This is a genomic window from Lacticaseibacillus parahuelsenbergensis (assembly GCF_030770265.1).
GTDB lineage: Bacteria > Bacillota > Bacilli > Lactobacillales > Lactobacillaceae > Lacticaseibacillus > Lacticaseibacillus casei.
Map to the genome: position 1 here is coordinate 1385750 of NZ_CP132482.1, position 20209 is coordinate 1405958.

14 protein-coding genes are annotated in these 20209 nt (G+C 48.3%); 13 read left to right on the top strand and 1 reads right to left on the bottom strand.

Annotation, left to right across the window (positions count from 1 at the left end):
• Window positions 1-24 precede the first annotated feature (24 nt).
• From LACPH_RS06510 to LACPH_RS06555, 10 genes are all read left to right on the top strand, one after another.
• The gene (locus LACPH_RS06510) at window positions 25-735 is read left to right on the top strand and encodes a uracil-DNA glycosylase family protein (protein WP_274784839.1); all 711 of its coding nucleotides are present in this window, start codon (window positions 25-27) and stop codon (window positions 733-735) included.
• Between the two features lie 653 nt (window positions 736-1388).
• Window positions 1389-2249, top strand: coding sequence for a ribosome biogenesis GTPase YlqF (gene ylqF, locus LACPH_RS06515; RefSeq protein ID WP_087913256.1), 861 nt, complete (start codon window positions 1389-1391; stop codon window positions 2247-2249).
• Window positions 2233-2991 (top strand): ribonuclease HII, encoded by a 759-nt coding sequence (rnhB, locus tag LACPH_RS06520; protein ID WP_306387602.1) that lies wholly within the window; start codon window positions 2233-2235, stop codon window positions 2989-2991. The genes ylqF and rnhB overlap by 17 nt, the downstream gene beginning before the upstream one ends.
• Before the next feature lie 51 nt (window positions 2992-3042).
• Window positions 3043-3858 carry a DNA-processing protein DprA gene (dprA, locus tag LACPH_RS06525; protein WP_306387603.1) on the top strand — a complete coding sequence of 272 codons (816 nt, stop codon included), beginning with the start codon at window positions 3043-3045 and terminating at the stop codon, window positions 3856-3858.
• A gap of 265 nt (window positions 3859-4123) precedes the next feature.
• Window positions 4124-6208 carry a type I DNA topoisomerase gene (gene topA, locus LACPH_RS06530; RefSeq protein WP_049169797.1) on the top strand — a complete coding sequence of 695 codons (2085 nt, stop codon included), beginning with the start codon at window positions 4124-4126 and terminating at the stop codon, window positions 6206-6208.
• A 495-nt stretch (window positions 6209-6703) separates the two neighbouring features.
• Window positions 6704-8023 (top strand): methylenetetrahydrofolate--tRNA-(uracil(54)-C(5))-methyltransferase (FADH(2)-oxidizing) TrmFO, encoded by a 1320-nt coding sequence (gene trmFO, locus LACPH_RS06535; protein ID WP_274784841.1) that lies wholly within the window; start codon window positions 6704-6706, stop codon window positions 8021-8023.
• Between the two features lie 210 nt (window positions 8024-8233).
• Complete coding sequence (gene xerC, locus LACPH_RS06540) at window positions 8234-9130, top strand: tyrosine recombinase XerC (protein ID WP_274784842.1); 897 nt, start codon at window positions 8234-8236, stop codon at window positions 9128-9130.
• A 119-nt stretch (window positions 9131-9249) separates the two neighbouring features.
• Entirely contained in the window at window positions 9250-9774 is a 525-nt protein-coding gene (hslV, locus tag LACPH_RS06545; RefSeq protein WP_025013523.1) for an ATP-dependent protease subunit HslV, read from the top strand.
• A 32-nt stretch (window positions 9775-9806) separates the two neighbouring features.
• Window positions 9807-11216 (top strand): ATP-dependent protease ATPase subunit HslU, encoded by a 1410-nt coding sequence (gene hslU / locus LACPH_RS06550; RefSeq protein WP_049169800.1) that lies wholly within the window; start codon window positions 9807-9809, stop codon window positions 11214-11216.
• 39 nt (window positions 11217-11255) lie between these two features.
• Window positions 11256-12134 carry an aldose 1-epimerase family protein gene (locus LACPH_RS06555; protein WP_274784843.1) on the top strand — a complete coding sequence of 293 codons (879 nt, stop codon included), beginning with the start codon at window positions 11256-11258 and terminating at the stop codon, window positions 12132-12134.
• 80 nt (window positions 12135-12214) lie between these two features.
• Here the strand turns inward: LACPH_RS06555 and plsY are convergent, their stop codons facing one another.
• On the bottom strand, window positions 12215-12838 hold the full coding sequence (gene plsY, locus LACPH_RS06560; protein ID WP_049169802.1) for a glycerol-3-phosphate 1-O-acyltransferase PlsY: 624 nt from the start codon (window positions 12836-12838) through the stop codon (window positions 12215-12217).
• 311 nt (window positions 12839-13149) lie between these two features.
• Here plsY and parE point away from each other — a divergent pair, with 311 nt between their 5' ends.
• The 3 genes from parE to pflB all read left to right on the top strand — a co-directional run bounded on the left by parE (window position 13150) and on the right by pflB (window position 20125).
• The gene (parE, locus tag LACPH_RS06565; protein WP_049169803.1) at window positions 13150-15162 is read left to right on the top strand and encodes a DNA topoisomerase IV subunit B; all 2013 of its coding nucleotides are present in this window, start codon (window positions 13150-13152) and stop codon (window positions 15160-15162) included.
• 6 nt (window positions 15163-15168) lie between these two features.
• Window positions 15169-17610 (top strand): DNA topoisomerase IV subunit A, encoded by a 2442-nt coding sequence (parC, locus tag LACPH_RS06570; protein ID WP_274784844.1) that lies wholly within the window; start codon window positions 15169-15171, stop codon window positions 17608-17610.
• Between the two features lie 253 nt (window positions 17611-17863).
• Window positions 17864-20125 (top strand): formate C-acetyltransferase, encoded by a 2262-nt coding sequence (gene pflB / locus LACPH_RS06575; RefSeq protein ID WP_010488355.1) that lies wholly within the window; start codon window positions 17864-17866, stop codon window positions 20123-20125.
• Window positions 20126-20209: the final 84 nt, after the last annotated feature.

Genomic DNA, 20209 nt, shown 5'->3' on the forward strand with positions numbered 1-20209 from the left:
AGTACCAAGGGGAGAGAAAGACAGATGGATCAGCAGGAAACCTTTGCCAACAAAGTATTGGCATTTAGTGAAAGCCTCAAGCATGTCTCAATTGATTTGCCCAGAAACTATCGCATAGTCAATCCTTTTAGCGGTACTCAAAAAAATGCCGTCAATAAGACAGTGACGACATTTTATAAAAAGTATTTCAATGACACCAAGCCGCGGCGATTGATACTTGGAAGTTCACCTGCACGCCGTGGAACAGCGATAACCGGCGTTCCTTTTGAAGATGAAGATGAGCTTAAAAAAGAGACAGGTATTACAATTAATGAATTTCGGGTTAATCGAGGCTCATCAAGCTTCTTATACGACGTTATGGACAAGTACGGTGGTAAGGATAAATTTTACAAAGACTTTTTTCTAAGTTTTGTATGCCCTCTAGGATTGATCAAAGTAAATGAAAAGGGCAATGAGGTCAATTGCAACTATTATGAGAACAGACGCCTTCAGCAAAAGCTGTTACCATTTATTGTAAATTCACTGCGAAGTCAGATTGAGTTTGGAGTGAACACGGAAGTTTGCTATTGTATTGGAAGTGGCGAAAACTATAGGAAATTAAATGAAATTAATCAGGCAGAGCACTTCTTTAAATCAATCGTCCCACTTGAACACCCACGCTACATTATGCAATATAATCTCAGAAACAAGGACTTTTATATGGAAAAATATATTTCAGCATTAAGCAGAACTTGACGACACAAGCGTTATGGCTATTCGACGATTTGGACAAGCTTTTAGGAAAAAGAGCCATCTTTTCCTATGGATTGAAATAAGCTCTTCTTTATCTGAACCGCACTAAACTTAGACTCAAAGTCTATGCTATATCTAAGTGGTTTGCTATACTAACGATAATCTAGCATCACAAGGGTAGCTCCCGAAAGAGATCTAGCCCAGCAGTTTTGCAGGACATCACCCCTCAACTATTTATCTGAAGGCGGAGGTGAGGTCAATGCAAAATCGGAGTGACTGGAGGGTTCGCGATGGTTGATTTTGCCATCGCTGTCTGGATCTTGTCCAAGGCGTATCTCAATTACGCCAAGGCTCGCCAGATACTAAAAAAGCCAGCTCGTAAGAACTAGCTTTGATCCAGTCTTCTGAACTGCGCTTGAGGCCATCGAGGGGCAACTCGATGGCCTCTATTCAACTATAGAAATTGTATCATGGAATTCACTGGTTGTAAAAAATATTGGGAATAATTTGATTTGAGTGATGCAGTGTTTTGAATCGCATTGGCAGTACTTGTTTTCTCGTGTAACATAAGCATCGGTAACTTTCAAAATCAAACTTTAAACAAGCTTTATATAACTCAGATATAAACAAGTATTTTGCCCATAAGGAGTCTGAAAATCTTGGCAATTCAATGGTTCCCGGGCCACATGGCGAAGGCCCGTAAACAGGTACAGGAAAAAATTAAACAAGTCGATCTCATTCTTGAGGTTGTTGACGCGCGTACACCTGAATCATCGCGCAACCCAATGTTAGATGAAATAATTGGCGAAAAGCCGCGCATGGTGATCCTCAATAAGCAAGATTTGGCGGATCCGACCCTGACACGAGAATGGGTGCAATACTATCAAGATCAAGGTTTTGCCGCGATTGCGATTGATGCGCAACATGCCAAACGACTGCAGCAAATTCCGCAGTTGGCCACCAAATTGATGGCGGAGAAAATTGCTCGGAAGAAGTCGCGGGGGATTCGTAATCCCATGATCAAGGCGATGTGTATTGGCATCCCTAACGTTGGCAAGTCGACGGTTCTGAATCGCCTGGTTCATCGCAATATTGCGGTAACTGGCAACAAGCCCGGTGTGACCAAGAATCAACAGTGGTTAAAGGCGAGTGATAATTTTCAGTTGCTGGATACCCCTGGGATTTTGTGGCCCAAGTTTGCCTCACAGACGATCGGGATGCGTCTGGCGTTTACCGGTGCGATTGCCGACGCAGTATTCCAAGAAGATGTGGTCGGTTTATATGGCTTAACTTATTTTATGGCACATTACCCGGACGCCCTGAAAAAAGCTTACCATCTCACTGATATTGACTTGCAAGCAGCACCGCATGACTTGCTGGTGAAGCTGACAAAAACGCAGGGATTCGGAGAGGAATTCAATCGAATGGCGGAACGGCTGATTTTCGATGCTCGGCAGGGGAAATTAGGCCGCTTTACCTTGGAAAAGCCTGGTGAGACCGATGCCGACACTGAGTGAGTATAAGGCGCTTTTGCAAGCAGATCATGTCGATCCCGCGATCTTAACGGCGCTCAAAAATGATAGTCGCATTGGTGCGGGCAAATTACTGTCGGCTTATCAACGGCGTGAGGACCATCGCGCTGCCGAGGCGGTGGCACTGAAATATCGCAGCAGGTATGAGCGCCAGTTATGGGGAACGTACCAGTATGTTGCTGGGTTAGACGAAGTAGGGCGGGGATCGCTGGCTGGCCCAGTTGTGACGGCGGCGGTTATCCTGCCGCATCATTTTCGATGGCCAGTGAATGATTCAAAGCAACTGACGGCTCACGAGCGCAATGTGCTCTACCCGCATATTTTGACGGAGGCCATCGCGGTTGGCATTGGCGTTGCCGATAATCGCGAGATCGATCGGGAGAATATTTACCACGCGACTGAACTTGCGATGGCAACGGCGGTGAGTCATTTACGCGTTGCGCCGGAGTTTTTGCTGGTAGACGCGATGCATGTGCCGGTCGATTTGCCACAAGAACGGTTGATAAAAGGCGACGCAAATAGTATTAGCATCGCCTCGGCTAGTATTGTTGCGAAAGTGATTCGGGATCGGCTGATGGTGATGTACGATCAAGTTTATCCTGGTTATGATTTTAAACACAACATGGGTTACGGTACGAAAGCACACTTAGCAGGTCTGGCTGCTCATGGCGTCACGCCGATTCATCGGCGAAGTTTTGGGCCAGTGCGTGATTGTTTAAACTCCTAAGGTGTGATTGTCGTTAAGCCGCGTAATGTATTGACAGGAGGAACTTCTGGCATGACATTACGTGACTTTTTATTAACTTGGCATCTAGTAACCCATCAGAATCCGCGCTTGGCGGTCGCTTTGGAAGAAGCTATTCGTGCCAAAACCGATTTAACAGCATTTCAACGCGAACTTGACAAGAAACTGACTCAGTCGGCAGAACCATTATTGGCGGTAGCGCGGCAGTCAGCTTACGTCACTTATGTCGATGCTGCTTATCCACCACGGTTGCGTGAAATTCCCCAGCCGCCACTGGTGCTTTTTTATCGCGGTCAGATAAAGTTGCTTCAACAGTTGACATTGGGTGTTGTTGGTTCGCGCAAGGCTACCGGTTATTCAGCGGCCGCCTTAGCGCAATTATTCCCGCAACTGCCGATGATGACGATTGCAAGCGGCTTGGCAACCGGCGCCGACAGCATGGCCCATGAGGCGGCACTCACAGCTGGTTTGCCGACGATTGCGGTGATCGCTAACGGTATTGATCAGGTCTATCCGGCTAAGCATCGTTTGCTGCAGGAACGGATCGGCCGCGCTGGGTTGATTGTGAGCGAGTACCCGCCCGGAACAGCTCCGCAACGGTTCCAATTTGTGGCACGTAATCGAATTATTGCCGGGTTGGCGCATGGGGTGATGGTCACTGAAGCGGAAATCAAAAGCGGCAGTCTGATCACGGCAAATTATGCCTTGCAGCATAATCGTGAAGTTTTTGCGTTACCTAATCGTTTTGGCGAGCGTTTAGGCGCGGGAACCAATGCACTAATTCAAGCGGGCGCGGCAATTGTGACGGGTTCGGATACGTTGATTGAGAACCTGCATTATTACCCGTGAAGTGCCAAAAAGTGCCCTTTCTAAAGTGCCCTTTCTATAGTAGGAAAATTTTCATTTGATTTGACAAGAGCAAAATGACTAGCTTATGATAGCAACTGTTTTGAGCCAGCAGGCGTGATCGGATGGCTTTAGGCGGAAGTGTATTGCGCCACTGTGACCGATCGTAGTAACCTGCTGAATCATGAAGCACTGACGGTAACCCGTCAGCCCGCACAAATCAATCAGGGCTTGCTGTTGTAGCAATGCCACCGGAAGGAGCGCGTTCATGGCCGACAAGAAGTTAGTCATTGTTGAATCGCCAGCCAAAGCCAAGACCATTGAAAAATATCTTGGCCGCACCTATAAAGTTGTTGCTAGTTTAGGGCATATTCGTGATTTACCTAAGAGTCAAATGGGTGTTGATGTTGAAAACAACTACGAACCTCGGTACATTTCGATTCGTGGTAAAGGCGATGTCATTAAATCCTTAAAGAAAGACGCTAAAAAAGCTAGCCGCGTTTATCTCGCAGCCGATCCGGATCGTGAAGGAGAAGCCATTGCGTGGCATGTCAGTCATATTCTCGGTTTGGATCCCCAAGCCAAAAATCGTGTCGTCTTTAACGAAATCACCAAAGACGCAGTTAAAAACGCGTTTAAGGCGCCACGCGGAATTGATATGGATCTCGTCGATGCCCAGCAGGCCCGGCGGATTCTCGATCGGCTTGTAGGCTATTCCATCAGTCCGTTGCTGTGGAAGAAGGTCAAAAAAGGCTTAAGTGCCGGCCGAGTTCAGAGCGTTGCATTAAAACTGATCATTGATCGCGAAAATGAAATCAAGAATTTCATTCCTGAAGAGTATTGGTCACTGGATGCAGAGTTCCAGAAAGGCCGCAGCAAAAAGTTTACAGCCAGTTTTTACGGCATCAAGAACAAGAAACAGGCCTTAAAAAATAATGAGGCTGTTCAAAAAGTCTTAAGCCAGGTCGATAAAACCAAGCCGTTTAACGTGACCAAAGTAGTTAAGAAAGAGCGCAAGCGTTTTCCGGCACCGCCGTTTACCACCAGTACCTTGCAACAGGAAGCCAACCGTAAGCTGGGTTTCCGAACCCGGAAAACCATGATGTTGGCCCAACAGCTGTACGAAGGTATTAATTTAGGCGGCAAGTTAGGCACGGTCGGGTTGATTACGTATATGCGTACTGACTCCACTCGTGTTTCGAATGTCGCCAAAACCGAGACCAGCCACTATCTGCACGAAAAGTACGGCGAAGCTTATGCCGCCGTTAAAATCCGTCAAGGCAAACTTCAGGAAGGGGCTCAAGACGCCCATGAAGCGATTCGCCCAACCAGTACGTTGCGGACGCCCGAAAGTCTGGCTTCGGTTTTGGATAAAGACCAAATGAAGCTATATCGGTTGATTTGGAGCCGATTTGTTGCCAGTGAAATGACACCGGCAGTGATCGACACCGTCGCCGTTACTCTTGACCAAAATGATGTTACGTTCCGTGCTAATGGCAGTCAGATGAAGTTTGAAGGCTTTACTAAGCTCTACGTATCCTCGCGGGATAACGACGAAAAAGACAATGTTTTGCCGCCGCTTGCTGTCGGGGATGCCGTTAAAATGCTGAAAACCGATCCGGCGCAGCATTTTACCCAGCCGCCAGCCCGTTATTCGGAAGCGAATCTGGTTAAGGCATTGGAAGAAAATGGTGTTGGTCGGCCGTCAACGTACGCTCCGACTATTGAAACCATCCAGAAGCGCTATTACGTCAAGCTCAATGCCCGCCGCTTTGAACCGACCGAATTAGGCGAAATCGTCAACAGTTTGATCGTTGAATTCTTCCCTGATATCGTCAATATTAAGTTCACGGCAAATGTTGAGTCCGAATTAGACAGCATCGAAACCGGCGAAGCCAACTGGGTAAAGGTTATTGACCAGTTCTACAAGCCGTTTGAGAAAGAAGTAGCGCACGCCGAAACCGGCATCGAAAAGATTCAGATTAAGGACGAACCAGCAGGCTTTAACTGCGACATCTGTGGCGCACCCATGGTCATCAAAATGGGACGTTATGGTAAATTTTACGCCTGCTCGCGCTTCCCGGATTGCCGCAACACCAAGGCGATCGTCAAAGAAATTGGCGTCATTTGTCCTAAGTGTCACGAGGGTCAGGTGGTCGAACGCAAGAGCAAGCGTAACCGTGTCTTTTATGGTTGCTCCCGCTACCCAGACTGTGACTTTGTCTCCTGGGACAAACCAGTTGGCCGCGACTGCCCGGTCTGTGGTCACTTCTTAGTCGAAAAGAAAACCAAAGCCGGCACCCAAGTCGTTTGCCCAAACAACGATTACAAGGAAGCTTTACAAAAAGCATAAAACCAAAACCAGCAAGCCCGAATCCTTTGGGTCTGCTGGTTTTTTTGATAAACTAGGCAAGAGCGTGAGCTGGCGCGTTTAGGAGTCGGAGTGTAAGTGGCCTCGGGCGTGATGGCCGTTCTCTGGCCATTGCGACCGAGGTCCTTACACGCAGACTCCTGCGCCAGCGAACGCGTTTACGGCAGAGCGTGAACCGGCGCGTTCAGAAGCCGGAGTGTAAGTGGCCTTGGGCGTGATGGCGTGGGCTTTGCCATTGCGCCCAAGGTCCTTACACGTAGGCTTCTGCGCCGGTGAGCGCGTTTACGGCAGCATCGGCCAAAAACCTTTCCACAAGAAGATATTCCTTGGCTATTACGCCCAAGGCCCCTTACACACAAGCCTCTGCGCCAATAAAGCACATGTTAAATGTAACATCACAAAAACCCACGTCAAACAAACTTTAAGAACCCCCGTCCCACCATCAACCCAAACACCACACCAAAGGAGGAATTCACCATGCCTATTGTTAACGTCATTGGCGCTGGCCTAGCCGGTTCAGAAGCCGCTTGGCAAATCGCCCAAACAGGTGTCGACGTCAATTTATATGAAATGCGTCCGGTTACCATGACCCCGGCGCATCACACCGCCAATTTTGCGGAACTGGTCTGTACAAACTCGCTGCGTGCCAATCAGATTACGAACGCGGTTGGACTGTTGAAAGAAGAAATGCGGCGCTTAGATTCGATTATTATTCAAAGTGCTGATGCGACCGCCGTGCCAGCTGGCGGTGCGCTAGCGGTTGACCGCGAGCCATTTTCCCAGTTAGTGACCCAGAAACTCATGGCGCATCCCCGGGTTCATGTCATTCATGAAGAGCTAACTGATTTCCCTGAAGGGGTGACAGTGGTTGCTACGGGGCCGTTGACCGCACCGGGTTTGGCTGATGCTATTGTCGCCTTAAACGGTGAAGCCGGCTTATCATTTTTTGATGCGGCCGCTCCGATTTTGGACGCCAGCACCATTGATACCGACATCGTCTACAAAAAGTCCCGCTATGATCGTGGTGAAGCTGCTTACTTAAATTGCCCAATGAATCGGGAAGAATTTCAAGCGTTTTATCAGGCATTGATCTCCGCTGAGGTTGCGGAAGGCCACGATTTTGAAAAAATGACGGTCTTTGAAGGCTGCATGCCAATTGAAGTGATGGCCAAACGCGGGATTAAGACCATGCTGTTCGGTCCGCTGAAACCAGTTGGCTTGGAGGATCCGCGAACCGGCAAAACACCGTATGCGGTCGTTCAGCTGCGGCAGGATAACGCGGCAGCGAGCCTGTATAACATCGTGGGCTTCCAGACGCATCTCAAGTGGGGTGAACAAAAACGGGTCTTCCGGATGATTCCGGGATTGGAAAATGTTCAGATTGTCCGCTATGGGGTGATGCATCGTAATACGTTCATGAAGTCACCGGCTGTTCTCGAACCGACGTATGCGTCTAAGCGGCGTGCGGATCTCTTCTTTGCAGGGCAGATGACCGGCGTTGAAGGCTACGTCGAAAGTGCGGCCAGCGGATTAATTGCTGGGACGAATGCAGCTCGGTTGGCGCAAGATTTGCCGCCACTGGTATTTCCGGAAACAACGGCGATGGGTGCCATGGCACATTACATCACCCACACCTCACCAACGCATTTTCAGCCGATGAATGCTAATTTTGGTATTATGCCGCCACTAGCAGTTAAGGTACGGCAAAAGAAGGAGCGTAACCAGCAATTAGCAGAACGGGCCTTGACCGATCTTGCAGCATTTAAAACTGAATTAAGACGCGTGAACCAACTTTAAAAATAAAAAAAGATCTCGGGTAACCGGGATTTTTTCATTGTCGTGTCATGTTATCTTCATAAAGGAACGGTTATAATGAAACAAGGCCAACGCTTAAGCAATCTTGGTGTCCGGAGAGCGAAAAATTGCCGCTCCCTATCAGTGTTTGGCTTCTGAAAACGTCAACAATCGTTCTTTTTATGTTAATCTATTAAGCGGAGGGATGTCGGGATGAAGCCAATTGCAGCTTTTCAGGAATACTTAACGGTCGAGCGGCAGTATTCACCAGAAACTGTCACGGCGTATTTAAACGACATTCAAGCATTCCAGGCTTTTCTCAAGGCCAATGGCGGGTTTACGGATTTTAGCAAGGTAGATGACCTGGACGTTCAGACTTACTTAACCAATTTGAATAAACAGGGACTGGCTCGTACTTCCATTGCCCGAAAAATTAGCAGTTTGCGGAGCTTTTATCGGTACCTGGTACGAATTGATGCTGTGAAGCGCAATCCATTTGAATTAGTCGAGCTGAAGAAGCAACACCATCACTTGCCGCAGTTTTTCTATGAAGCAGAAATTCAGGAACTGTTTAAAACCGTTGAAGGCAAAACGCCACTTGATCAGCGCAATCGGGCGCTGCTGGAAGTCTTGTACGGCACCGGCATCCGGGTTTCCGAGTGTGCCAACTTAACACTCAGCCAGGTGGATTTTAATACAGGGTTGTTACTGATTCATGGGAAAGGCAATAAGGATCGTTACGTGCCGTTTGGTCAGTACGCCCAGCGCGCGTTACAAACGTATCTAAAAGATGGGCGCCAGACGTTGATGCAGAAGCACCAAACCCAACATCGGGTGGTATTCGTCAACCAGTATGGTCGGCCGATCACAGCACGCGGGATTGAATACATTCTGGATCAGCTTATTAAACAGACGAGTCTGACTGCCAATATCCATCCCCACATGTTGCGGCACAGCTTCGCCACGCACATGTTAGATCATGGAGCGGATTTACGCACCGTCCAGGAATTGCTAGGCCATGCGAGTCTGTCGACGACCCAGATTTATACCCACGTCACGATGGCGCATTTGAAAAACGAGTATATGAAATATTATCCTAAGCATCATTAAGACTAAAGTACGATGCAATCGGTGCTTGAGTTTTCTAAAGTATGACTATTGGTCGGTTGCTGATAACCGCCACCGTTGATGAGTTCCGACTTATCAGGGAAATGAAAAGGAGCGTAACAATGACAACAATTGCAGCAGTTAGAAAAGATGGCGTGACCGCTTTAGCAGGCGATGGCCAGGTTACCCTGGGCGAAAAAGTCATTATGAAAGGCAACGCCCAAAAAGTTCGGCGCATTTATCATGATCAGGTTGTCATCGGCTTTGCCGGTGGCGTTGCCGACGCGTTCACTTTACAAGATTGGTTTGAAAAGAAGCTCGAGCACTATGCCGGCAACTTACGGCGTTCCGCTGTGGCACTGGCACAGGATTGGCGTAAAGATCCAACGCTGCAAAAACTCGAAGCCATGATGATTGTCATGGACGAACATGATCTATTACTTGTATCCGGGTCTGGAGAAGTCATTGATCCGGACGAGGATGTCGTGGCAATCGGCTCTGGCGGTAATTTTGCGCAGGCGGCCGCTATTGCGATGTTGCGGCATGCGCCTGATATGACGCCGGCCGACATTGCCAAAGAGGCAGTTAATATTGCCGGTAACATTGACATTTTCACCAACCACAACATTATCGTTGAGAGTTTCTGACTAGGCCAGAGCACGTTCACAGGAGGTTTAAAATGGTAGAGGTTCAAACACCTAAACAAATCGTTGAAAAACTTGACCAATATGTCATCGGTCAGGACGATGCCAAACGCGCCGTTGCGGTTGCCTTGTATAATCGCTATCGCCGGATGCAGTTGTCACCCAAGATGCAAGAAGAAATCACACCGAAGAACCTGTTGATGATTGGGCCAACCGGTGTCGGAAAAACGGAAATCGCCCGGCGATTAGCCAAAATCGTGGACGCACCCTTCGTTAAAGTCGAAGCGACCAAATTCACGGAAGTCGGCTATGTCGGTCGGGATGTTGAATCCATGGTCCGTGATCTTGCTGAAACCGCAGTGGCGATGGAAGAAGAAAAGCAGTTCAAGAAAGTCCGCGTTCGCGCCGAAAAGGAAGCCAACAAACGCCTCGTTAAAATTTTGGTACCAGCGATTCGCAAAGAAAAGAACTCGAATCCGATGGCTGAAATGATGAACATGTTACAAGGTATGCAAAACGGCAAGACACCTGCTGCTGACGATGCCGATGCTGGTGGCGAAGTGACCGATGACATTCGGAACAAACGCCTGAGTGTCGCTGAACAGCTGGAAAAAGGCTTGCTAGAGGATCGGGAAATTACCGTTGCCGTCAACGACGAGAAAAAAGGCGGCGGCATGAGTGATATGTACGGCCAAATGGGGATTGACTTAAGTGATACGATTGGTGCGTTAATGCCCAAGAAAAAAGTCGAGCGCACCATGACCGTTAAGGAAGCCCGCGAAATCTTCATTAAAGAAGAGTCGGATAAACTGGTCAACCATGCCGATATTTATCACGACGCCATCCAGAGTGCCGAAAACAATGGCATTATCTTTATTGACGAAATTGATAAAATCGCAGCAGGCGACAAGCATACCAGTGGTGAAGTTTCTCGCGAAGGGGTTCAACGCGATATTTTGCCAATCGTCGAAGGCTCGCAGATTAACACCAAGTATGGGCCAATCAACACCGATCATATTTTGTTCATCGGTTCAGGGGCATTTGCTGAAGCCAAACCGAGTGATTTGATTGCCGAATTGCAAGGTCGGTTCCCGATCAGGGTTGAGCTAAAGGATTTGACCGAAAAAGACTTCGTACGGATTCTGACCGAACCGGACAATGCGTTGATTAAACAATATATTGCCTTGATCGGTGCTGATGGCGTGAAAATCACGTTTACCAAGGAAGCCGTTAATCGGATTGCCGAAATTGCCACGCAGGTTAATCACGATACCGATAATATCGGCGCGCGACGGTTAGCAACCATCTTGGAAAAGCTATTGGAAGATGTGCTTTACGAAGGTCCGGATATGGCAATGGGCAGTGTGACGGTGACCCAGCAGTATGTCGATGATAAGATCGGCCATATCGCTGCCGATACGAACATGACCCGGTATATTTTGTAAGGCAACCCGTGGAGAACTGTAGATAAAGGATGAGGATGTATGGTAACGATTGCAAATGACTTTTTGACCGTTGACATCAGTCGGCATGGTGCCGAGCTGACTAGTATCAAGGATAACCTGACTGGGCGTGAGCGCCTGTGGCAGGCTGATCCGGAAGTCTGGCCGCGGCACGCACCGGTATTATTCCCGATTGTCGGGGCATTGGCTGATGACCAATATCATTATGCTGGCAAAACTTACCACATGACCCAGCATGGCTTTGCCCGTGATCGTGATTTCACAGTCGTGTCGGCAACGCCTTTTAAGGCCAGCCTTGTTCTTAAAGATGACGATAAAACTCGCGCCATGTATCCCTTTGCGTTTCGGCTGATTATCACCTACGCATTGGAAAACAATAATCTGCATGTCACTTACCATGTCGATAATCCTGATAAAACGGCTCCGTTGTATTTCAGTGTTGGCGGACACCCTGGTTTCAAAGTTCCGATGACAGCAGACACGCAGTTTACGGATTATTACATGAACTTCAAACCGCGCAAGTCGCTGGTTCAAATTCCGCTGGTTGCCGGCAAAGGCGTGGATTATACGCACCGAACGCTGGCCGCAACTGATGCCAATCTGGCGCTGACCCATGAGACGTTTAAAAACGATGCACTCATCTTTGCTCCGCTTGGTAAGACCTCGTTTAATCTGCTTTCGGACAAAACCAAACACGGTGTGAGTGTCACCATGACAGACACACCTTACTTAGGCGTATGGAGCCCCTATCCCAAGACGGGTGAGTTTGTTTGCATTGAGCCGTGGTGGGGCATCGCAGATACGATTGGCACGACCGGCGATTTAACCAAGAAACTGGGCATTAATCGTCTGGAACCCGGCACAGCATTTGAAAAAGGCTACACGATCAGCATTTTCTGATACTGTTACCGGCACTGGTGCTTAAAGACAAAAAGACATCCAACAGGGGATGTCTTTTTGCGTGGTATATTTTGTGTTCTTTACTGCTGGCGACGGTGTTGCCGTAAGTAAAGGCCGAGGCCAAATGGGACCATGTTCTCGTCGCCCGCTTTGATGCGCTTAAAATTGGCCCGATGTTTAATGAAGAAAACGACAAGCAGACCGCAAGCCACGGTGGTCAGCAACCAGTCGTGATAAACAAGCGACCAGCAGGTGATAATGACCATGCCAAGTGTACTGGCGACACTGACCATGGACGTTAGCAAGATCAGACTAAACCAGATAGCAAAGGCAATGAAGAAGAATTCCGGATTATACGCCAGCAAAATGCCGGCACTCGTCGCCACTGCTTTGCCACCTTTGAAATGAATATAAATCGAAAAGGTATGGCCTAAGACAGCCGCCAGCCCGACAATCAGAATCAGCCAGTGGTGGTCAATTCCAAACAAAATCGGTAAACTGGCTGACAACGTTCCTTTTAGAATATCCAATAGCAACACCAGTGTTCCGCCAACCGGTCCTAGCATTCGATAAGCGTTGGTTGTCCCGATATTATGGCTGCCACCTTTGCGGATGTCGGTATGATAAAATACTTTGCCAATCACCACACCAAACGGAATGGCACCAATGAAATAAGCGAGTATAAAACAAAGCACAAGAACCAAGTGTGCCCCTCCTCTCAGACTTAAAAACTATTTTAGCATTTTTGACTTTTGAGTGATACGCCGTTAAAATAATGCGAACACACATTCGATTTGCAATAATGGGTTAAATGCCCTAGAGAAACGTCAACGCAGACTTTTTATGGACGTAAAGGCTACACCGGAAATACGTAGCTCATAAAGCGGCTGTGTGCGAATGTTGGCCGAGATCGTCTTCGTGCCGTTTTCTAAGCATTTTTTAGTCATGCTTTGTTCGCGCTCTGCGGGTGCGTGGTGTATTCTATAAATTAGTTGTTTCAAAAAGGGAGTTTATTATGGACAAAGCAACGCAAGCATATAATGATTCATCCATTCAGGTGCTGCACGGCCTGGAAGCCGTTCGCAAGCGGCCTGGGATGTATATTGGTTCCACCGATGGCCGCGGGTTGCACCACTTGGTTTATGAAATCGTGGATAACTCAGTCGATGAAGCGCTCGCGGGGTTTGGGGACGAAATCAATGTAACCATTCACGCCGATAATTCGGTTACCGTGCAGGATCATGGACGGGGGATGCCGACGGGGATGCATCCCAGCGGCAAGCCGACGATTGAAGTGATCCTAACGGTGCTGCACGCCGGCGGGAAGTTTAACCAAAATAGCTATAAAACATCCGGCGGTCTGCACGGAGTCGGTTCCAGTGTCGTGAATGCCTTATCTGAATCACTGACCGTGCGGGTTGTCCGCGACAAACGGGCTTTTGAGGAGCACTTCATCAACGGTGGTCATCCAGACGGTGGTTTGCAAAAGCTAGGCAAAGTGAATGAACCAAATGGCACCACAATCACCTTCAAACCGGATCCGACAATTTTCCAGACCACGGTTTTCAACTATGATACACTCGCCGAACGGTTGCGCGAATCAGCCTTTTTGCTGAAAAATATTACGATTAACTTAATTGACGAGCGCACCGGTAAGCAGGATCAGTACCACTATCCGGATGGTTTGGTGAGTTTCGTCAAGTATCTTAATGAAGGCAAAGATGCCTTATCGCAGGTCATCAATTTTGAAGGCAAGAAAGATGGCATTGTGGTTGACTTTGCCGGCCAATATAATGATGGCTATTCCGAAAATATTATTTCCTTCGTCAACAATGTGCGCACCGGCGATGGCGGCACGCACGAAATCGGCTTGCGCAGTGGGATGACCCGAGCGTTTAATGAGTTTGCGCGCAAAGTCGGCTTGTTGAAAGACAGGGATAAGAACCTTGAAGGCAGTGATGTTCGGGAAGGCTTCGCCGGTATTTTAAGCGTGCGGATTCCTGAAGAAATCCTGCAGTTTGAAGGCCAGACAAAAGGCAAACTGGGTACCCCGCAAGCTCGCACAGTTGTCGACGGTATTGTTTACGAAAATCTTTCCACGTTTTTGATGGAAAATGGGGAAGAGTCCCAGGAACTCGTACGTAAGGCGATTAAGGCCAGGGATGCCCGCGAAGCAGCGCGTAAGGCGCGCGATGACAGTCGGACCGGCCGTAAGCGGAAAAAAGATCAGGGACTGCTCTCCGGTAAATTAACCCCAGCACAGACCAAAAATCCTAAACGCAATGAACTTTACCTAGTCGAAGGGGATTCGGCCGGCGGTTCTGCTAAACAAGGGCGAGATCGTAAGTTCCAGGCGATTTTACCGTTGCGTGGGAAAGTCCTGAATACGCAAAAGGCCAAGCTGCAGGATATCGTTAAGAACGAAGAAATCAATACGATGATCTACACAATCGGTGCCGGTGTCGGGGCGGATTTTGACATCCAGCAGGCAAACTACAACAAGATCATTATCATGACCGATGCGGATACCGATGGCGCGCATATTCAGATTCTGTTGCTGACATTCTTTTATCGGTACATGCGGCCGCTGATTGATGCCGGACGGGTTTATATTGCGTTACCGCCGCTATATCGGCTGCAAAAAGGTGCTGGGGCTAAAACCAAGATCAGCTATGCCTGGACCGATGAAGAGCTGGCTAAGGAAACCAAGGCCATGGGGAAGGGCTATACGCTGACTCGCTTCAAAGGACTTGGGGAAATGAACGCTGATCAGTTGTGGGAAACCACTATGAATCCAGAGACGCGCACGTTGATTCGGGTGCGGATTGACGACGCCCAGTTAGCCGAACGGCGCGTGACGACTTTGATGGGGGATCGGGTCGAACCCCGGCGTGAATGGATTGAACATCATGTTAAGTTTGACATGGATGACGACGGTAGTATTTTGGAAACACCGACAGCTAATCACGAAAAGTTACAGTTTGGTGCCAAGCAAATCGTTAAACAGTTAGACAAGAAAGGAAAGTAAAAGCCATTGGCCAATCAGATTCAGGAGTTGACCTTAGAAGAGGTCATGGGCGACCGGTTTGGCCGGTACTCGAAATACATCATTCAAGAACGGGCATTGCCGGATGTCCGTGACGGGCTAAAGCCGGTTCAGCGCCGAATTTTGTTTGCGATGAATCAGGATGGCAACACTTACGATAAAGGTTTTCGTAAATCGGCCAAAAGTGTCGGTAACGTTATGGGTAACTATCATCCACACGGCGATAGTTCGATTTATGAAGCAATGGTCCGGCTCAGCCAGGATTGGAAGCTGCGGGCACCGTTGATTCAAATGCACGGTAATAACGGTTCGATGGACGGGGATCCGCCTGCCGCAATGCGGTACACGGAAGCGCGCCTGAGCAAGATCAGTAAAGAGATGCTGGCGGATATCGATAAAGAGACTGTGGACATGGTCCTTAATTTCGATGACACGGCGCAGGAGCCAACAGTTTTACCGGCTGGATTTCCTAATTTGTTAGTCAACGGTGCGACCGGTATTTCCGCTGGTTACGCGACCGAAATTCCGCCGCATAACTTGCGCGAAGTAGTGGATGCCATTTTGTACCTGTTAAAGCACCCGCAAGCTGACCTAAATGACTTGATGCAATATGTCAAAGGCCCGGATTTTCCAACCGGTGGGATTATTCAAGGGCTTGACGGCATCAAGCAAGCATATGAAACCGGCCGCGGCAAGATTGTTGTGCGTTCACGCACGCATATCGAAACCATGCGTGGCGGACGGGAAAAGATTGTTGTCACCGAGATCCCATATGATGTCAATAAAGCCTTGATGATTAAAAAAATCGACGAACTGCGCCTTAATAAGAAAGTCGATGGCATCGCCGAAGTTCGGGATGAAAGTGACCGTTTTGGTTTAAGCGTTGTCATTGAGCTGAAGAAAGAAGCCGACGCCCAAGGCATTTTGAATTATCTGTTCAAAAATACCGACCTGCAGATCACTTATAACTTTAATATGGTTGCCATCGCCGATATGCAGCCAAAACTGCTAGGTTTAAAGCCGATGCTGGAAGCGTATGTTGCCCATCGCCGTGATGTCGTCACTCGCCGCACGCGGTATGAACTGAACAAAGCACAGGCTCGGCAGCATATTGTTGAAGGCCTGATCAAGATGCTGTCGATTTTGGATCAGGTGATCGCGGCTATTCGAGCTTCTAAGGATAAAGGCGATGCCAAGCGTAATCTGGTTAAGCAGTTTGACTTTTCCGAAGCGCAAGCAGAAGCTATCGTGTCCTTGCAGTTGTATCGCCTGACCAATACCGATATTACTGCCTTACAAAACGAAGCGGCGCAACTGGCTAAGGCTATCGCTGGTTATCAGGATATTCTGGCGCGGCCGGCCGCGCGTGATCGGGTCATCGAGCAGGAACTCAAGCGGATTGCCAAGGAATACGGGGATGATCGCCGTAGCAGCATCCAGGCTAAAATTGAAACGCTTGAAGTTGCAACGACGGTGACGGTTGCTGATGAGCCAGTTATGGTTCAAGTATCACGGGATGGCTACGTCAAGCGCAGTTCGTTGCGCAGTTATCAGGCCGTTGACCCTGACGATAACGGGCTCAAAGCGAATGATTTGGCCATTTTCACTGGTGAGTTGCGCACGCTGCAGCACCTTTATATTGTGACCAATGCCGGGAACATCATTTATCGGCCGGTTTACGAAATCGGTGATGCCCGCTGGAAAGATACTGGCGAGCACCTGAGCCAGACAGTCGGACTGGGTACCGATGAAAAGGTATTGGCAGTCTTTGCCTTTGATCAGTTGGACATTGCCGGTAGTTTTGTTCTTGGTTCCAGTGATGGCTATATTAAACAGACAGCGCTGAGTGATTTACAGCCGCAGCGAACTTACAAACGCAAACCGATGCTGGCTATGAAGCTCAAGACGGCCGGTGCAGTGGTCACGAATGCTTATTTCACCACTGATCAGTCGCAAGATGTTTTTGTTGTCAGTCGGCACGCATATGGATTAACATTCCCGTTAGCTGATGTTTCGACTGTTGGCGCACGGGCAACCGGCGTTAAAAGTATGGATCTAAAACCGGAGGACGAGGTTGTTAACTTCATTCTGGTTAAAGACCCGCAAAGTGCGGTGGTCGGGATTCTGACCCAACGCGGCGCCTTCAAACGGATGGCATTAAGTGAAGTCGGCGAAATGAGTCGGGCTCGACGCGGTCTGCTGGTCTTGCGCGAGCTTAAGCGTGATCCGCATCGCATCGTCGCCATGATGGCAGTTGATGTGAATACCCGCTTGGATGTACTGACTGATGCTGACAAAGTTGTCACGCTGACGCCGAGCCAACACCCAACCGGTGATCGTTACTCCAACGGCTCATTTATCATCGATACGGATGTTCAAGGGACACCGGTCTTTGTCCGTACCCGTGAAGTGATTCCGGAAAAGGACTAAACAAGAAATACCAAAATAGCCACTTCTGTAATAGTACAGGAGCGGCTATTTTTAATTATTATAGTACAGAACGATTGTGCACAACTTATCAAAATAGCTCTTAAGCATTTTTTATGAAACAACTAAATACACTAAAAAAACAAAAGAACCCCTGTTATATAGGCAATAAAACGCTTGCATAGATCCCGCACCGTGTTATACTGAGTTTGTAAGAACTGTCACATCTGTAATTCACTTTAGGAGGCAAACACCTATGAAACAGCTTGACGAAACCAAAGTTCCTAATTATTGGGAAGGCTTTAACGGCGGTGACTGGCAAGAAGAAATCAATGTGCGCGATTTTATCGAGCATAACCTGAACCAATATGATGGGGACGAGAGTTTCCTTGCTGGCCCCACTGAAGCAACAACTGTTTTGAACAACCAGGTTCTGAACTTGAAGAAGCAAGAACGTGCCAATGGCGGCGTTTTGGATGCAGACAACAACATTCCATCAACCATTACGTCACATGGCCCTGGCTATCTCAACAAAGATCTCGAAAAGATTGTCGGCGTTCAAACCGACAAGCCATTCAAACGTGCATTCATGCCGTTTGGTGGTATTCGGATGGCAGAAGATGCGTTGAAAGCTTATGGCTTCGAAACCGATCCTGCCGAACACAAGATTTTCACCGAATATCGTAAAACCCATAACCAAGGCGTTTTTGATGCTTATACACCAGAAATGCGCAAGGCTCGTCACTACAAAATCGTGACTGGGTTGCCTGATGCTTATGGCCGTGGCCGAATCGTCTCAGACTTCCCACGGATTGCCATCTACGGTATTGATCGGTTGATGGAAGAAAAGGTTAACGACTACAACCTGACCGGCGACGGCGAAATGACCGATGATGTCATCAAACTGCGCGAAGAAATCAATGAACAATATCGAGCGTTGAACGATATGAAGAAAATGGCCAAAGAATATGGCTATGATATTTCTCGGCCAGCTGCAAACGCTCAAGAAGCCGTTCAATGGATTTACTTTGGCTATCTGGCAGCCGTTAAGACGCAAAATGGCGCGGCGATGTCCGTTGGCCGGATCGATACGGTTATCGATGCCTACATTCAACGGGATATGCGTCTCGGCAAGTTAAACGAAGAACAGGCTCAAGAACTGATCGATCATTTGGTTATGAAATTGCGGATGGTTCGGTTCATTCGGACTGAAGAATATAATTCACTCTTCTCCGGCGATCCGATCTGGGCAACCCTGTCCTTGGCTGGCATGGGTAATGATGGTCGGCATCATGTCACCAAGACCGCTTTCCGGTTCCTGAAGACCTTAGACAACATGGGTGCAGCACCGGAACCCAACATTACGTTGTTGTGGAGCGAACGCTTGCCAGAAGGCTTCAAGCGCTACGCAACTGAAGTCTCCATCCAAAGTTCAACCATTCAATACGAAAATGATGATCTGATGCGTAACGAATGGGGCACGGACTATTATGGCATCGCTTGCTGTGTATCCGCACAGCCGATCGCTGACGGCGTTCAGTACTTTGGCGCTCGGGCAAACCTGGCAAAGACCGTCTTATATGCCATCAATGGCGGGAAAGACGAAATCCAGGAAGCACAAGTGGGTCCTGAATATGAACCAATCACCAGTGATTACATCGATTACGACGAATTCATGAAGAAGTTCGACAAGATGATGGACTGGCTAGCTGACGTTTATGTTAATGCGCTGAATGTCATTCACTACATGCATGACAAGTATTACTACGAAGCAGCACAATTGGCATTGAAGGACACCCGCCTGAACCGGACGTTTGCAACTGGTATTTCCGGCTTGTCACATGCGGTTGACTCTATCAGTGCGATCAAGTACGGTCATGTTAAAGTGATTCGCGATGAAAATGGTATTGCGGTTGACTTTGTTGCTGACAACGACGACTATCCGCGTTATGGTAACAATGACGATCGGGCCGACAACATCGCTAAGTGGTTGGTGAAGACCTTCTACAACAAGATGAATACCCATCATCTGTATCGCGGTGCTAAGTTGAGTACCAGTGTTCTAACCATCACCTCCAACGTGGTCTATGGTAAGAATACCGGAACAACACCAAATGGCCGTCAGAAAGGCGAACCATTCTCACCAGGTGCCAACCCGGCATACGGCGCAGAAAAGAACGGTGCCTTGGCTTCATTGATGTCCACCGCTAAGATTCCGTATCACTACGCAACTGACGGTATCAGCAACACGTTCGGGGTTACACCAAATACCTTGGGACATGATGATGAAACCCGTAAGGATACCTTGGTTCACATGGTCGACGGTTATATGGAGAACAGCGGCATGCATCTAAACATCAACGTCTTCAACAAGGAAACGTTGATCGATGCACAGAAGCACCCAGAAGAATACCCAACCTTAACTGTCCGGGTTTCAGGCTATTGCGTATACTTCGCGGACCTGACAAAGGAACAGCAAGATGACGTTATCGCACGGACATTCTTCGACGAAATGTAATCCAGTTAACTCAACATCAAAACAGGAAATCATTCCTGTTTTGTCAAAAGACGGCAACGTTGCTGTTGCCGTTTTTTGACAAAC

Bases quoted from the DNA above. Each gene is read 5' to 3' on its own strand.
- topA (WP_049169797.1), top strand. From the start codon at position 4,124: ATGGCCGACAAGAAGTTAGTCATTGTTGAATCGCCAGCCAAAGCCAAG.
- dprA (WP_306387603.1), top strand. From the start codon at position 3,043: ATGACATTACGTGACTTTTTATTAACTTGGCATCTAGTAACCCATCAG.
- hslV (WP_025013523.1), top strand. From the start codon at position 9,250: ATGACAACAATTGCAGCAGTTAGAAAAGATGGCGTGACCGCTTTAGCA.
- xerC (WP_274784842.1), top strand. From the start codon at position 8,234: ATGAAGCCAATTGCAGCTTTTCAGGAATACTTAACGGTCGAGCGGCAG.
- hslU (WP_049169800.1), top strand. From the start codon at position 9,807: ATGGTAGAGGTTCAAACACCTAAACAAATCGTTGAAAAACTTGACCAA.
- trmFO (WP_274784841.1), top strand. From the start codon at position 6,704: ATGCCTATTGTTAACGTCATTGGCGCTGGCCTAGCCGGTTCAGAAGCC.
- pflB (WP_010488355.1), top strand. From the start codon at position 17,864: ATGAAACAGCTTGACGAAACCAAAGTTCCTAATTATTGGGAAGGCTTT.
- LACPH_RS06510 (WP_274784839.1), top strand. From the start codon at position 25: ATGGATCAGCAGGAAACCTTTGCCAACAAAGTATTGGCATTTAGTGAA.
- parE (WP_049169803.1), top strand. From the start codon at position 13,150: ATGGACAAAGCAACGCAAGCATATAATGATTCATCCATTCAGGTGCTG.
- LACPH_RS06555 (WP_274784843.1), top strand. From the start codon at position 11,256: ATGGTAACGATTGCAAATGACTTTTTGACCGTTGACATCAGTCGGCAT.
- rnhB (WP_306387602.1), top strand. From the start codon at position 2,233: ATGCCGACACTGAGTGAGTATAAGGCGCTTTTGCAAGCAGATCATGTC.